Origin of the sequence: Micromonospora palythoicola, assembly GCF_036689795.1 — a bacterium.
In the GTDB taxonomy this organism is placed as follows: Bacteria; Actinomycetota; Actinomycetes; order Mycobacteriales; family Micromonosporaceae; genus Micromonospora; species Micromonospora palythoicola.
On the sequence record NZ_JBAGKI010000011.1, the window covers coordinates 61099 to 76146 of the forward strand.

Genomic DNA, 15048 nt, shown 5'->3' on the forward strand with positions numbered 1-15048 from the left:
TCGATCGAGGGGGCAGGATGAGGCGCACACCGCTGGCGATCGCCGGCGTGTTCACTCTGGTCGGTGCGCTGGTGCTGACCGCACCGGCGAGCGCACGGCCGCCGTCCGACCCGGGCGGCGGCGACGGCATGGAGGTGTATGTCGGCACGGTCGATCCCGCGCAGTTGCACCAGTTGCGGGAGGCCGGTGTCGACGTCGGGCACGGCACAACGCCCGACCAGTCCGGTAAGACGGAGATCGAGACGGTACTCAGCCGGGCGCAGGCCGACCGGCTGGCCCGCAAGGGCGTCGATCTGAAGGTCAAGAAGGTACGCGGCAAGGACGCCTCGCGGGTGCTGCGGGAGCAGAGCGCGGCGGGCTGGCGGGCCTTCCGGTCGTACAGCGAACCCGGCGGCATCCGCGACGAGATCACCGCTACCGCGGCCCGCTATCCGAAGCTGACGAAGGTGCAGAGCATCGGTCGGTCGGCCCAGGGCAAGCCGATCCTCGCGATCAAGGTCACCAAGAACGCGACGAAGACCAGGGACGGCAAGCGGCCGGCGGTGCTCTACGGCGGCACCCAGCACGCCCGGGAGTGGATCACGCCGGAGATGACCCGCCGGTTGATGCACCACGTGCTGACCAGCTACGGCTCCGACCGGGAGATCACCCGGTTGGTGGACACCACCGAGCTGTGGTTCATTCCGGTGCTCAACCCGGACGGCTACGACCACACCTTCACGCCCGGCAACCGGCTGTGGCGCAAGAACCTGCGCGACAACAACGGCGACGGCCAGATCACCGGGGCCGACGGCGTCGACCTGAACCGTAACTTCAGCTACAAGTGGGGCTACGACAACGAGGGTTCCTCGCCGGATCCGGCCAGTGACACCTATCGCGGTCCCGGTCCGAACTCGGAGCCGGAGACGAAGGCGCTCGACGGCCTGTTCAAGCGGATCAGGTTCGAGTTCTTCGTCAACTACCACTCGGCTGCCCAGTTGCTGCTCTACGGCGTCGGCTGGCAGGTGGCCACGCCCACCCCGGACGACGTGATCTACGAGGCGATGGTCGGCGACGACGCCAACCCGGCGGTGCCCGGCTACGACCCGGACATCTCGGCCGAGCTGTACACCACGAACGGCGACACGGACAGCCACGCCACGGTGCGCTACGGCACGCTGGGCTTCACTCCGGAGATGTCCACCTGCCAGGCGGCGGCCGAGTCGGACCCGGACGACCAGTGGCTGCCGGAGGACTGCGTCAGCGGCTTCATCTTCCCCGACGACGAGAAGCTGATCGCCGCCGAGGTGGCCAAGAACATCCCGTTCGCGCTGTCGGTGGCGAAGTCGGCCCACCAGCCGGACGACCCGGTCTCGGTGGTCGGCCGCAGCACCCCGGACTTCGTGGTGGACGCCTTCGACGTGTCGTACGGCCGGACCCAGCACGTCGCCGCGATCACCCGCCGCTCGTTGAAGAACGTCAAGCTGAACTGGTCGATAAACGGGGGCCGGACGAAGTCCACCCGGGTCCGCGAGTGGCGCGGCGGTGAACGCTACGGCGACACCCACGACGACTACTACGCCGAGCTGCGCGGCAAGGTCACCGGTGCCCGGCCCGGCGACCGGGTGCAGGTGTGGTTCACCGCGACCAGACCGGGCCGGGGCAAGGTCAGCAGCGAACGCTTCAGCTACCGGGTGCACGACGACATCGGCGGGGACGTGCTGGTGCTGGCGGTGGAGGACGTGACCGGGCTGAGCCCGGCCCAGGACACCACCACGGCGAAGTACGCCGACGAGATCACCGCCTCGCTGACGGCGGCCGGGCGCAGCAGCGACGTGTACGACTTCGACGCGATGGGGCGTACCGCCCCGCACCACCTGGGGGTGCTGTCGCACTACGACGCGGTGGTCTGGGAGACCGGCGACGACATCATCCTGCGCGAGCCGGGTCAGGTGCCGGGCACCGTGGCGAAGGCGGCGGTGGACATCGAGCTGTCCGTCCGGGACTACCTCAACGAGGGCGGCAACCTGCTGGTCAGCGGCAAGTACGCGCTCTACGCCCAGGCGGCCAACGGATCGTACGGCTACCTGCCGGACGCCCCGCCGGAGTGCACCGACGCCGACGATCCGACCTGCCTGCCGCTGCTGAACGACTTCCAGCAGTACTGGCTGGGGGCGTACAACTACGTCAGCGACGGCGGCACGTCGCCCGACGGGCAGCCGTACCCGGTCCTCGGCGAGGAGGGCCGGTTCGCGGGGTTCACCGGCACGCTCAACGCCGACGGCTCGGCGGGCAACCAGGACCACACCGCGTCGTTCCTGACCACGTCGAGTTTCCTGCCGCCGGCCCAGTTCCCACAGTTCACCAGCTCCGCTCCGGTGGGCTGGGGGCGTCCGGGCGGGGCGCCGTTCGATCCGCGTACCGGCGAGTGGTACCTGTTCAGCGGGCAGTCCGACGAGTCGTACAAGCGACTCACCCGGACGGTGGACCTGACCGGGGCGAGCAGCGGTGAGCTGCGCTTCTACACCTCGTTCGACATCGAGACGAACTGGGACTTCATGTTCGTCGAGGCGCGTGCGGTCGGCACCGACGACTGGACCACGCTGCCGGACGCCGGGGGCCTGACCACCCAGGAGACCGGGGACAGTTGCGCCTCCGGCTGGGTGGCTCAACTGCACCCGTTCCTGGCCCACTACCAGGGCGAGGACTGCTCACCGACCGGCAGCACCGGCCAGTGGCACGCGGCGACCGGCAGCTCCAACGGCTGGAAGGAGTTCGTGGCCGACCTGTCCGGGTACGCGGGCGGGCAGGTGGAGGTCTCCATCAGCTACGCCAGCGACTGGGCCACCCAGGGTCTCGGCCTGTTCGTCGACGACACCCGGGTCGTGGTCGACGGAGCCACCGTCGCCGAGACGTCATTCGAGACGGACCTCGGTGGCTGGACGGTGGCCGGCCCGCCGGCCGGGTCCGCCCCGGCGGCCAACGACTGGTCGCGTAGTCAGCAGGCGTTCGAGGAGGGGTCGGCGGTGGTCACCCCGGACACCGTCTACCTGGGCTTCGGGCTGGAAGGGCTGGCACCGGCGGCCCGCGACGACCTGGTCGCCCGGTCGCTGAGCCACCTGACCGGTCGACCGCGCCGGTAACCGCGGTCCAGGGCGCGCCGGCGGTGGGACTCCGCCGGCGCGCCTTGCCGCGTACCGGCATGACGGGCGTGCGGACTGTGATGAGCTGTGGGTATGGACCGCATCCGGCTCGGGCTGGTGCTGCACCCCACCCGGGACGTGTCCCCGGTGGTGGACACCATCGCCGCCTGGGCCGAACGGCACCAGGTGGAGCTGACGGTACGCGAGCAGGACCGGCAACGGGTGCCCGAGTCGGTCCGCCCGGTACCGGAGGACCAGCTCACCACCGGAGCGGACCTGCTGGTCAGCATCGGCGGGGACGGCACCATGCTGGGCGCGCTGCGGGCGGCCGTACCGGACCCGAAGCCGGTGCTCGGCGTACATCTCGGCAAGCTGGGGTTTCTGGTGGAGGTGGAGCCGCCGGAGCTGCCGGCGGCGCTGGACCGGCTGCTGGCCGGCGAGTACACCGTCGAGTCGCACAGCTGTCTGGCCTGCGACGTGTGCGGCGACGACGTGGTCGCGTTCAACGACATCGCGCTGATCCGCCGCCCCGGTCAGGGCTTCGTCACCGCGACCCTGGCGGTGAACGAGCAGCAGTACGGCTACTACCGCTGTGACGCGCTGGTGGTGAGCACCCCCAGCGGGTCGACCGCCTACAGTTACGCCGCCGGCGGGCCGCTGATCTCCCCCGCGACGCGCGCCGTGGTGGTCACCCCGAGCGCGCCGATGTCCGGCATCTCGCGATCGGTGGTGCTCTCCTCCGACGAACGGGTCCGGTTGGAGCTGCGCCCCGGGTCCGCCCCGGTCGCGATCGAGGTGGACGGCCAGGTGATCCGGGACGGGTCGACCTCCGGTGCGGTGGACATCGGCTACCGCACCGACGCGGGCCTGGTGGTCCGCCTCGACCCGGCCCGCTACCAGGAACGCAGTCAGCTCAAGCTGAGCCTGCTCGACCTGCCGCTGCTGCCGGAGCAGCTCCGCGAGTTGCTCCCCGAGAATCTGCGCCGCCAGCTCGGCCGCCGCGAACAGCCCCCACCGCGCTGAGCTGCCGGTGTGATGCGGTCAGGCGTTGTCGAGGACGTCGGTGACCAGGGCCTGGGCCTCCTGCTGCACCCGAGCCAGGTGCTCGGGTCCCTGGAAGGACTCGGCGTAGATCTTGTAGACGTCCTCGGTGCCGGACGGGCGGGCGGCGAACCAGCCCGACTCGGTGGTCACCTTCAGCCCGCCGATCGGGGCGCCGTTGCCGGGTGCGGTGGTCAGCGTGGCGGTGATCGGTTCGCCGGCCAGTTCGGTGGCGCGTACCTGCTCCGGGGAGAGCTTGCCGAGCACGGCCTTCTGCTCCCGGGTGGCGGGCGCGTCGATGCGGGCGTACGCGGGTGCGCCGAAGCGATCGGCCAGCTCGGCCCAGTGCTCGCTCGGCGTCCGTCCGGTGCTGCCGATGATCTCGGCGGCGAGCAGGCAGAGCAGGATGCCGTCCTTGTCGGTGGTCCAGGTGCCGCCGTCGCGGCGCAGGAAGGACGCGCCGGCGCTCTCCTCGCCGCCGAAGCCGACCGCGCCGTCCAGCAGCCCGGGCACGAACCACTTGAAGCCGACCGGCACCTCCAGCAGCGGTCGGCCGAGGTCGGCGGCCACCCGGTCGATCATCGAGGAGGAGACCAGGGTCTTGCCGACCGCCGCGTCCGGGCCCCAGTTCCCGCGGGTACGGAACAGGTGGGCGATGGCGACGGCCAGGTAGTGGTTCGGGTTCATCAACCCGGCGTCGGGGGTGACGATGCCGTGCCGGTCGGCGTCGGCGTCGTTGCCGGTGGCCACCTGGTACTCGGCGCGGCGGGCGATGAGCGAGGCCATCGCGTTCGGCGACGAGCAGTCCATCCGGATCTTGCCGTCGCCGTCGAGGGTCATGAACCGCCAGGTCGGGTCGACCGTCGGGTTGACCACGGTCAGGTCGAGCCGGTGCCGGTCGGCGATCTCGCCCCAGTAGTCGACGCTGGCGCCGCCGAGCGGGTCGGCACCGACGCGCACCCCGGCGGTGCGGACCGCGTCGAGGTCGAGCACCGCCGGCAGGTCGTCGACGTAGCGGCCGAGGAAGTCGTACGTGTCGGTGGTGTCGGCGGCGCGGGCCCGCGCGTACGGGACGCGGCGCACCTCCTTGAGCCCGGCGGCGAGGATCGCGTTCGCGCGGTCCTGGATCCACTTCGTGACGTCGGAGTCGGCCGGACCGCCGTGGGTGGGGTTGTACTTGAACCCGCCGTCGTCCGGCGGGTTGTGCGACGGGGTGATCACGATGCCGTCGGCGAGCGCCCCGGTGCGTCCCCGGTTGTGGGTGAGGATGGCGTGCGACACCGCCGGGGTGGGGGTGTAGCCGTCGCGGCTGTCCAGCAGCACGGTGACGTCGTTGGCGGCGAGCACCTCCAGGGCGTCGACCGCCGCCGGGGTGGACAGCGCGTGGGTGTCCCGGCCGAGGAAGAGCGGGCCGTCGACGCCCTGCTCCCGGCGGTAGTCGCAGAGCGCCTGGGTGACGGCGAGGATGTGGTCGGAGTTGAAGGCGTTGCGCAGGCTCGACCCGCGGTGCCCGGAGGTGCCGAAGGAGACCTGCTGCGCCGGGTCGGCCGGGTCGGGATGCTCGCTGTAGTAGGCGGTCACCAGCCGTGGTACGTCGACCAGGTCGGCGGGCTCGGCGGGCTGGCCGGCACGGGGATGACTGCTCAAGGCTGTACTGACCTTTCGTTCGCGACTGCCGGGCTCCGCTGCGCTGCACTCCTCGCGCTCACGGCTCCACCTTCTGTCCTTTGCCGATGACCACGATGCCGTTGTCGGAGACCGTGTAACGCTGCCGGTCCCGTTCCAGGTCCACCCCGATCTCGGCGCCCTCGGGCACGTAGACGTTCTTGTCGAGGATGGCCCGGCGGATGACCGCGTGCCGGCCGATCTCGACACCTTCCATGAGTACCGAGCCGTCCACGTGGGCCCAGGAGTGGACCTTCACCTTCGGCGAGACGACCGAGTTCTCCACGAGCGAGCCGGAGATCACCGCGCCGGGCGAGACCATCGAGGCGACCGCCCGGCCGACCCGCTCCCCCCACTGGTGCACGAACTTGGCCGGCGGGAACGGCGGCTGCTCGGTGTAGATCGGCCAGTCGAAGTTGTAGAGGTTGAACACCGGGTGGACGTTGATCAGATCCATGTGCGCGTCGTAGAACGAGTCGAGGGTCCCCACGTCGCGCCAGTAGCCGCGGTCCCGGTCGGTGCTGCCGGGCACCTCGTTGTCGCGGAAGTCGTAGACGTTCGCCTCGCCGCGCTCGACGAGCGTCGGGATGATGCTGCCGCCCATGTCGTGCTTGCTGGTCTTGTCGTCGGCGTCGTGTTCGACCGCGTCGATGAGCGCCCGGGTGGTGAAGACGTAGTTGCCCATCGAGGCGTAGATCTCGTCGGGCGCGTCGGGCAGGCCGACGGCGTCGGTGGGCTTCTCCCGGAAGGCGCGGATCCGCCGGCCGTCCTCGCCGACCTCGATGACGCCGAACTGGTCGGCCGTCGACAGCGGCTGCCGGATGCCGGCGACGGTCACCCCGGCGCCGGAGGCGATGTGGTCCTCCACCATCTGCCGGGGGTCCATCCGGTAGATGTGGTCGGCGCCGAAGACGATCACGTAGTCGGGCTGCTCGTCGTAGATCAGGTTGAAGCTCTGGTAGATCGCGTCGGCGGAGCCGGCGAACCACCAGGGGCCACGGCGCTGCTGCGCGGGCACCGGGGTGACGTAGTTGCCGAGCAGCGTCGACATCCGCCAGGTCTTGGTGATGTGTCGGTCGAGGGAGTGGGATTTGTACTGGGTCAACACGACGATCTTCAGATAGCCGGCGTTGGCCAGGTTGGAGAGGACGAAGTCGACCATGCGGTACATCCCGCCGAACGGGACGGCCGGCTTGGCCCGGTCCGTGGTCAGCGGCATCAGGCGCTTGCCCTCTCCGCCGGCCAGGACGATCGCGAGCACCTTGGCAGCCATGAACAGACGCTATCCATACCGCTGCCGGTTCACCACTCGTACGGGACAGTTCCGCGGCCGGGTGCGGCACCGGATTCTGCACTAGGGTGCCGGGCATGACCGACTCCGCACGGCTGCGCGTGGACCTGCTGACCCGGGAGTACCCGCCGGAGGTCTACGGCGGCGCCGGGGTGCACGTCGAGTACCTGGCCCGGGAGCTGCGCCGGATCACCGACGTGCGGGTGCACTGCTTCGGCGCGCCGCGTACCGAGCCGGGAGTTCGGGCGTACGCCGACCCGCCGGCCCTGACCGGGACGAACGCCGCGCTGCGCACCATGGGCGTGGACCTGGAGATGGCCGCCGGGTGTGCCGGCGCAGACGTGGTGCACAGCCACACCTGGTACGCGAACCTGGCCGGACACACCGCGAAGCTGCTGTACGGGGTGCCGCACGTGGCGACCGCGCACAGCCTGGAGCCGCTGCGGCCGTGGAAGGCCGACCAGCTCGGCGGCGGCTACGCGCTCTCCTCGTGGTGTGAGCGCACCGCGTACGAGGCGGCCGACGCGATCGTGGCGGTCAGCGCGGGGATGCGGCGGGACGTGCTGGCCGCGTACCCGTCGGTGGACCCGGACCGGGTGCACGTGATCTACAACGGCATCGACACCGCGCAGTACGCCCCGGATCCGGGCACGGACGTGCTGGCGCGACTCGGCATCGACCCGGCCCTGCCCAGCGTGGTCTACGTCGGGCGGATCACCCGGCAGAAGGGCCTGCCGCACCTGCTGCGCGCCGCCCGCGAGCTGCCGGCGGACACCCAGCTGGTGCTGCTGGCCGGCGCGCCGGACACCCCGGAGATCGCCGCCGAGGTGGAGGGTCTGGTCGCCGAGCTGCGGGCGAGCCGCTCCGGGGTGGTCTGGGTGGCCGAGATGCTGCCCAAGTCCGAGGTGATCCAGGTGCTCACCCACGCCACCGTCTTCGTCTGCCCGTCGGTGTACGAGCCGATGGGCATCGTCAACCTGGAGGCGATGGCCTGCGAGACGGCGGTGGTGGCCACCGCCACCGGCGGCATCCCCGAGGTGGTCGCCGACGGCGAGACCGGCCTGCTGGTCCCGCTCGACCAGGCCGGCCTCGACGGCACACCCGTCGACCCGGCACGCTTCGAGGCCGACCTGGCGGCCCGCCTGAACGAGCTGCTGGCCGCTCCCGAGCGCGCCGCCGCGCTGGGCCGGGCCGGGCGGCACCGCGCCGTCGAACACTTCTCCTGGGACGCCGTCGCCGCCCGCACCCTCGACCTCTACCGCTCCCTGCTCAAGTAGGGCGATCAACCGGCCGGGCTGATCAACTCCAGCTTCGGGAAGTACGTCCGGTAGCGTGTCCCGTCGCGGGTCAGCAGACGGTATCCGCACACGGCCGCATGTGCCCCGATGTAGAAGTCGGCTATCGGCGACCTCTTGGTGCCGCCCTGCGCTCGGTAACTCCCGTACGCCTTGCCCGCGAGGAAGCCGGCCGCATACGGGAGTTCCTCACGAAGGAAGTCACCAGCCGGCAGCGCCTCGTCGAGGTCCTCGATGCGGTCGAAACGGACCGACACCTCGGCGTACACAATGGGGTTGATCACCAGGGCCCCGTTGTCCCGTGCCTCGGCCAGTGACTCGCTGGACCAGTTCGCCCACCGGGCGTCGTCGGTGAGGATGTCGAGCAGCACGTTCGTGTCGACCAGGGTCGTGGCCGAGTCGACGGGCCGGTGCGCGACGGCGCGGAGTCGATCAATCCCCACGCAGCAACTCCATGAGGTCGTCGGTGGACATGCCGGCGGTCTGCTTCGTGCCACCGCGCCCGCGCATGTGCCGCACCAGGCGCTGCCCTCGACTCTCCGCGCCGCTCACCCGGACGATTCGGAGCGCACCGCCGTCCTCGATCACGTCGACCTCGTCACCCTCGTGCAGCCCGTACCGGGCGCGCAGCGCGGCCGGAATTGTGACCTGCCCCTTGCTGTTGAGCCTCATGGCGCCTCCGCGTATCACGTAATACAAACGATACGTGTCAGCCGACGGATACGTCCTTCGAGCATCCGAACAGCACGTACAACCCGGGCGGACCGCTGCTTGAGCGAGCAAGGATCAGGGGCCGGTGGCGCGGATCAGGCCAGGCGGGTGCGTACGACCAGGTCGTGCAGGGCGTCCACGGCGGCCAGGTCGGGTTGGTCGGGCAGGGCCGAGGCGTTCCTGGTCTCCTCCAGGTCGGCGCGCAGCCGAGATACGTCGACGGCGAGTCGCTCGGCGGTGCCCGGGGGCAGTGGCCCGTGCTCGGCCTCCCGCTTGGCGGCGATGAGATCCGGCACGTACGCCAGGCTCTTACCCAGCACGCCGAGGTCCGTCTCCAGGCGGCCGGTGCGCATCAGGTGGATCCCGGTGAGCAGGACCCGCAACGTGTACAGCGCAGGCTTGAGCTTTCCGGTCTGCGCGTACATCCGCTCCTGGGTGGCCGCGAAGCCGAGGTAGTGGTGCGCGTGGTGACGGGTGACAAGTCGCGGTGCCAGGGACACGAGTTCGGCGTGCACCGGGGTGGTCACGACCACCAACGGCGACAACACCTGTTCCAGCACGTACCCGTTGCGGCTGTTCAGCAGCCGGGCGAACTTCAGCAGATCGTGGCTGACCACGTCCAGTTCGACGCCGTCGCGTACGCCGGTGTGCTGCAAGGTGTCCGGTCCGGTGCGCAACCCGACGACCTCCGTCGCCGGCAGCAGGTGCGCGGCGCGAAGGTCCAGGTCGGAGTCGACGGAGGCGAAGCCGTACAGGTGGCGCCGCTGACGGTGGCGAACAGCAGTGGGCGGGGTAGCTCCCGGGCGGCCTCGGCGGCCCACGCCGGCACGTCGACTGTCACTACAGGTTCCTTTCCCGTACGGCGGTGAGCAGCCGGTCCACGGCATGCCGGTCGGGTTGTTCCGGCAGCGTAGTGGTGGCGGCCGCGTCGGCGAGTTCCGCTTGCAGGTCCTCGGCCCAGTCGGTGACCGACTCCCAGGTCAGCTCCCCTCGGCGCACCGCGAGCAACCGGTCACGCAGGTGCCGCACGTCCACCAGGATCTCGCCGGTGCGCAGGACGTGCACCCCGGCGACCAGCAGCCGGATCATGTGCATGGCCTGCTTGTGGGTGGTCTCGCCGGTACGCTCGCGGCGGGCCGCCACCCGGTCGAGCTGATCCCGGGCGTAGCCGCCGTACGTCTGGGCCACCCGCCGCGACAGGAACGCCCGCCGGGTGGCCAGCAACTGTCGCCCGTCCTCGGTGATCGTCTCGACAAGCGGGGACCAGAGCACCTCCAGCACCGTCGGGTTGCTCTGTAGTGCCAGCTCGCAGAGGCGTTCGAACTCCCAGGAGAACTGCTCCGCCGCAGGCCCGTCGAGGTGGGTGGGTGGCTTCTCCAGATGCCAGAAGGCACGGGTCGGCGCCACGTACACACCGCGCCGGTCGTGGTCGGAGTCCGGGCCGTGCAGCCCGTACGCCCGCGACCCGACCATGACGGCCAGCACCGTGTGCCGCTCGACCAGTTCGATCATGCCGGCACGCTACCCGCCCCGATCTGTGGCAGTTCTGCTGTCTCCGCCTCGGCGTGTCGGGCACTTCCACTGCCATGGATCGAGGCACGCTACCGGCCCTCCGGCGAGGGACCGGGATCAAGGTTCTCGTCGGTTGTCAGCCGAGCGCGAAGCGATCTCGGGCAGTAGGTTGGGGCGGTGAGCGGACGGTTCCCGATCGAAGACGTCTCCCCCGTCGTCTCCTGCGGTCGTTACCCGGCCCGTGCGGTGGTCGGCGAGGTGGTGCCGGTGTCGGCGCGCGCCTACCGCGAGGGGCACGACGCGCTCGGCTGCAACGTGGTGTGGCTCGGCCCGGACGGGGTGGCCCGCCCGTTCACCCGGATGCGTCCGGGTGAACCCGGCCAGGACCGGTGGCACGCCAGCATCGTGCCGGACGCGGTGGGCGAGTGGAAGTTCACCGTCGAGGCGTTCAGCGACCCCTACCTGACCTGGCACAACGCAGTCACCAAGAAGATCGCCGCCGGCCAGGGGCCGGCCGAGCTGGCAAACGACCTCGCCGAGGGCGTACGCGTGCTGAGCGCCGCCACCAAGCTGGTGCCGAAGGGCGAGCGGGCCCGCCTCAAGACGGCCGCGAAGGCGCTGGCCGACACCGCCCGGCCGCTGCCGCAGCGGGTGAGTCCGGCGTTGGAGCTGGCCGACCTGCTCTGGGCGCATCCGGTGCGGGAGCTGGTCACCACCGGCGAGGAGTACCGCCTCTGGGTGGACCGCGAGCGGGCCCTCTTCTCCGCCTGGTACGAGTTCTTCCCCCGCTCCGAGGGGGCGATCCCGGCGACCGTCGACGCGCCGGCCCGCTCCGGCACCTTCGCCACCGCCACCGAGCGGCTGCCGGGTGTCGCGGCGATGGGGTTCGACGTGCTCTACCTGCCGCCGATCCACCCGATCGGCCGGGTCAACCGCAAGGGCCCGAACAACAGCCTGCTCGCCGGCCCGGACGACGTGGGTTCGCCGTGGGCGATCGGCGCGGCCGAGGGCGGGCACGACGCCATCCACCCCGATCTGGGTACGCCGGAGGACTTCCGCGACTTCGTCGCCGCCGCCGCCGAAGCGGGCCTTGAGGTGGCGATGGACCTGGCGTTGCAGTGCGCGCCGGATCACCCGTGGGTGACCGAGCACCCGGAGTGGTTCACCACCCGGGCCGACGGCAGCATCGCGTACGCGGAGAACCCGCCGAAGAAGTACCAGGACATCTACCCCCTGAACTTCGACAACGACCCGGAGGGCATCCGCGCCGAGGTGCTGCGGGTGGTGCGGCACTGGGTCGGCGCGGGCGTGCGGATCTTCCGGGTGGACAACCCGCACACCAAGCCGGTCGACTTCTGGCACTGGCTGATCTGGGAGGTCAAGCGGGTCGACCCGGACGTGCTCTTCCTCGCCGAGGCGTTCACCCGACCGGCGATGATGCACGGGCTGGCCAAGGTCGGCTTCACCCAGTCGTACACGTACTTCACCTGGCGGACCTCGGCCGCCGAGATGCGCGAGTACTGCACGGAGCTGGTGGCGGCGGCCGACTACATGCGGCCGAACTTCTGGCCCAACACGCCGGACATCCTGCACGCCTCGTTGCAGCACGGCGGGCCGCCGATGTTCAAGATCCGGGCGGTGCTGGCCGCGTTGCTCTCCCCCTCCTGGGGCATGTACGCCGGCTACGAGCTGTTCGAGCACGTGGCGCGCCCCGGGGCGGAGGAGTACCTCGACAACGAGAAGTACCAGCTGCGGCCGCGGGACTGGTCCGGCGCCGAGGCGCGGGGCCGCTCGCTGGCGCCGTTCATCACCACGCTGAACCGGGTACGCCTGGAGAACCCGGCCCTGCGCCGGCTGCGGAACCTGGTCTTCCACGACATCGACAACCCGGCCCTGCTGTGCTGGTCCAAACGTGATCCGGAGACCGGCAACACGGTGCTGGTGATCTGCTCGTTCGACTCGCACACCGTGCAGTGGGGCAACACCACCCTGGACATGCCGGCGCTGGGCCTGGACTGGCACGACCGGTTCACCGTGCACGACGAGCTGACCGGTGCCCGCTACGACTGGGGGCAGCGCAACGCGGTCCGGCTCGACCCGTACCTGCAACCCGCGCACGTGCTCACCCTGCGCCCGGTCGCGGCGGCGTCGCCGTCGACCGGGCCGGGCGCGTCCCGGCCGGCCGACGCCGGGTCACCGGGTCAGGGCGGCACCGAGCCGGCCACCCTGACCGTTGAGAACGTGCCCGCCGACCTGTCGGGCGGCACCGCACCGACCGTTCCCGCCCAGAAGGACGACACCCGATGGACCAGCTGATCTCCGGGGAGATCCACGACCCGCACGCCGTGCTCGGCGCGCACCCGGCCGGCGGGCGTACGGTGATCCGCGCCCTGCGCCGGGGCGCGGGCGACGTGAGCGTGCTGGTCGGCGAGGAACGGCACCCGATGAAGCGGGTGCACGACGTCGGCGTCTTCGAGGCCACCGTGCCCGGCGAGGTGCTCGACTACCGGCTCGACGTCGACGGGGTACGCCACGACGACCCGTACCGATTCCCGCCGACCCTCGGCGAGCTGGACCTGCACCTGATCGCGGAGGGCCGGCACGAGCGGCTGTGGGAGGCGCTCGGTGCCCGGGTGCTCGACGGCGGGGTGGCGTTCGCGGTGTGGGCGCCCAACGCCCGGGGCGTGCGGCTGGTCGGTGACCTCACCGGCTGGGCACCCGACGACGGCTGGCCGATGCGGTCGCTCGGCTCGACCGGCGTCTGGGAGATCTTCGTGCCCGGGGCCACCGCCGGCAGCCGGTACAAGTACCGCGTGCTGGGCGCGGACGGACACTGGCGGGACAAGGCCGACCCCCTCGCGGCGTACGCGGAGGTGCCGCCGGCCACCGCGTCGGTGGTGCACCGGTCGACATTCGAGTGGTCGGACGCCCAGTGGATCAGCCAGCGGTCGCGGCGGCAGCCGCACCAGGAGCCGATGAGCGTGTACGAGGTGCATCTCGGCTCGTGGCGGCCCGGCCTGGGCTACCGGGAGCTGGCCGAGCAGCTGACCGCGTACGTGGTGGAACTGGGCTTCACCCACGTGGAGTTCCTGCCGGTGATGGAGCACCCGTTCGGCGGCTCGTGGGGCTACCAGGTGACCGGCTACTTCGCCCCGACCGCCCGGTTCGGCGATCCCGACGACTTCCGATACCTGGTGGACCGGCTGCACGCCGCCGGCATCGGGGTGATCCTGGACTGGGTACCCGCGCACTTCCCGAAGGACGAGTGGGCCCTCGCGCGGTTCGACGGCACGCCGCTCTACGAGCACTCCGATCCGCGCCGGGGCGAGCATCCCGACTGGGGCACCTACGTCTTCGACTTCGGTCGCCGGGAGGTACGCAACTTCCTGGTCGCCAACGCGCTCTACTGGCTGGACGAGTTCCACGTCGACGGATTGCGGGTGGACGCGGTCGCCTCGATGCTCTACCTGGACTACTCCCGCCAGGACGGGCAGTGGACGCCGAACGTGCACGGCGGCCGGGAGAACCTGGAAGCCATCGCGTTCATGCAGGAGGTCAACGCGACGGTCTACAAGCACCACGCCGGGGCCATGATGATCGCCGAGGAGTCCACCGCCTGGCCGGGGGTGACCCGGGCGACCAGCGACGGCGGGCTCGGCTTCGGGTTCAAGTGGAACATGGGCTGGATGCACGACACCCTGCTCTACACCTCGAAGGATCCGATCTACCGGCAGCACCACCACCATCAGCTCACCTTCTCCCTGGCGTACGCCTGGAGCGAGAACTACACGCTGCCGATCAGCCACGACGAGGTGGTGCACGGCAAGGGCTCGCTGGCGAGCAAGATGCCCGGCGACACGTGGCAGCGGCTGGCGAACGTCCGGGTGCTGCTGGCGTACATGTGGGCGCACCCGGGCAAGCAGTTGTTGTTCATGGGGTGTGAGCTGGCCGACGACCGGGAGTGGAGCGAGGAACGCGGCCTCGACTGGTACCTGTTGCACGATCCGGCGCGGGCCGGCGTGCAACGCCTCGTCGGTGACCTGAACCGGGTCTACCGGGACACCCCCGCCCTGTGGGCGCAGGACACCTCCCCCGCCGGTTTCCGCTGGCTCGCCGGTGACGACGTCGCCAACAACACCATCTCGTTCGTCCGGATCGCGCCCGACGGGGCGATGCTGGTCTGCGTGGCCAACTTCTCCGCGCTGCCGCTTGAGGACTACCGGATCGGGTTGCCGGCCGCGGGTGCCTGGGCGGAGGTGGTCAACACCGACGCCCACCACTACGGCGGCTCCGGGGTCGGCAACCTGGGCACCGTGCACGCCGAGAACGTGCCGTGGCACGGCCAACCCGCCTCGGTGGCGCTGCGCGTGCCGCCCCTGGGCGCTCTCTGGCTCCGCCCCGCCTGACACGC

Annotated in this window: 10 protein-coding genes and 1 pseudogene; 5 read left to right on the top strand and 6 right to left on the bottom strand. The window is 70.9% G+C overall.

The features are described from left to right. Window positions 1–17: 17 nt before the first annotated feature. Both V5O40_RS07390 and V5O40_RS07395 read left to right on the top strand, forming a co-directional pair. The gene (locus V5O40_RS07390; RefSeq protein WP_332904777.1) at window positions 18–3122 is read left to right on the top strand and encodes a M14 family metallopeptidase; all 3105 of its coding nucleotides are present in this window, start codon (window positions 18–20) and stop codon (window positions 3120–3122) included. Between the two features lie 93 nt (window positions 3123–3215). Next, complete coding sequence (locus V5O40_RS07395) at window positions 3216–4145, top strand: NAD(+)/NADH kinase (protein WP_332904778.1); 930 nt, start codon at window positions 3216–3218, stop codon at window positions 4143–4145. Between the two features lie 18 nt (window positions 4146–4163). Here the strand turns inward: V5O40_RS07395 and pgm are convergent, their stop codons facing one another. Together pgm and glgC are read right to left on the bottom strand one after the other, a co-directional pair. Further along, window positions 4164–5810, bottom strand: coding sequence for a phosphoglucomutase (alpha-D-glucose-1,6-bisphosphate-dependent) (pgm, locus tag V5O40_RS07400; protein ID WP_332904779.1), 1647 nt, complete (start codon window positions 5808–5810; stop codon window positions 4164–4166). Window positions 5811–5868: 58 nt separating this feature from the next. Continuing rightward, a complete protein-coding gene (glgC, locus tag V5O40_RS07405) occupies window positions 5869–7101 on the bottom strand; it encodes a glucose-1-phosphate adenylyltransferase (protein ID WP_332904780.1) in 1233 nt (410 codons plus the stop codon). Between the two features lie 95 nt (window positions 7102–7196). Here glgC and glgA point away from each other — a divergent pair, with 95 nt between their 5' ends. After that, entirely contained in the window at window positions 7197–8396 is a 1200-nt protein-coding gene (gene glgA / locus V5O40_RS07410; RefSeq protein ID WP_332904781.1) for a glycogen synthase, read from the top strand. A gap of 5 nt (window positions 8397–8401) precedes the next feature. Here glgA and V5O40_RS07415 read toward each other — a convergent pair whose 3' ends face one another. The 4 genes and pseudogenes from V5O40_RS07415 to V5O40_RS07430 form a co-directional block, all read right to left on the bottom strand. Further along, window positions 8402–8857 (bottom strand): type II toxin-antitoxin system VapC family toxin, encoded by a 456-nt coding sequence (locus V5O40_RS07415; protein ID WP_332904782.1) that lies wholly within the window; start codon window positions 8855–8857, stop codon window positions 8402–8404. Next, on the bottom strand, window positions 8847–9086 hold the full coding sequence (locus V5O40_RS07420; protein WP_281561905.1) for an AbrB/MazE/SpoVT family DNA-binding domain-containing protein: 240 nt from the start codon (window positions 9084–9086) through the stop codon (window positions 8847–8849). Before V5O40_RS07420 ends, V5O40_RS07415 begins: the two co-directional genes overlap by 11 nt. Before the next feature lie 134 nt (window positions 9087–9220). Beyond that, a pseudogene (locus V5O40_RS07425) lies at window positions 9221–9966 on the bottom strand (nucleotidyltransferase domain-containing protein). Continuing rightward, window positions 9966–10637, bottom strand: a complete 672-nt coding sequence (locus tag V5O40_RS07430; protein WP_332904783.1) for a nucleotidyltransferase domain-containing protein — start codon at window positions 10635–10637, stop codon at window positions 9966–9968. The pseudogene V5O40_RS07425 and the gene V5O40_RS07430 overlap by 1 nt, the downstream one beginning before the upstream one ends. 177 nt (window positions 10638–10814) lie before the next feature. Here V5O40_RS07430 and V5O40_RS07435 point away from each other — a divergent pair, with 177 nt between their 5' ends. Together V5O40_RS07435 and glgB are read left to right on the top strand one after the other, a co-directional pair. Beyond that, window positions 10815–12953 (top strand): alpha-1,4-glucan--maltose-1-phosphate maltosyltransferase, encoded by a 2139-nt coding sequence (locus V5O40_RS07435; protein WP_332904784.1) that lies wholly within the window; start codon window positions 10815–10817, stop codon window positions 12951–12953. Beyond that, entirely contained in the window at window positions 12941–15043 is a 2103-nt protein-coding gene (gene glgB, locus V5O40_RS07440) for a 1,4-alpha-glucan branching protein GlgB (protein ID WP_332904785.1), read from the top strand. The genes V5O40_RS07435 and glgB overlap by 13 nt, the downstream gene beginning before the upstream one ends. The last annotated feature ends 5 nt before the right edge of the window (window positions 15044–15048 follow it).

Bases quoted from the DNA above. Each gene is read 5' to 3' on its own strand.
- V5O40_RS07390 (WP_332904777.1), top strand. From the start codon at position 18: ATGAGGCGCACACCGCTGGCGATCGCCGGCGTGTTCACTCTGGTCGGT.
- V5O40_RS07395 (WP_332904778.1), top strand. From the start codon at position 3,216: ATGGACCGCATCCGGCTCGGGCTGGTGCTGCACCCCACCCGGGACGTG.
- glgC (WP_332904780.1), bottom strand. From the start codon at position 7,101: ATGGCTGCCAAGGTGCTCGCGATCGTCCTGGCCGGCGGAGAGGGCAAG.
- glgA (WP_332904781.1), top strand. From the start codon at position 7,197: ATGACCGACTCCGCACGGCTGCGCGTGGACCTGCTGACCCGGGAGTAC.
- V5O40_RS07420 (WP_281561905.1), bottom strand. From the start codon at position 9,086: ATGAGGCTCAACAGCAAGGGGCAGGTCACAATTCCGGCCGCGCTGCGC.
- V5O40_RS07430 (WP_332904783.1), bottom strand. From the start codon at position 10,637: ATGATCGAACTGGTCGAGCGGCACACGGTGCTGGCCGTCATGGTCGGG.
- glgB (WP_332904785.1), top strand. From the start codon at position 12,941: ATGGACCAGCTGATCTCCGGGGAGATCCACGACCCGCACGCCGTGCTC.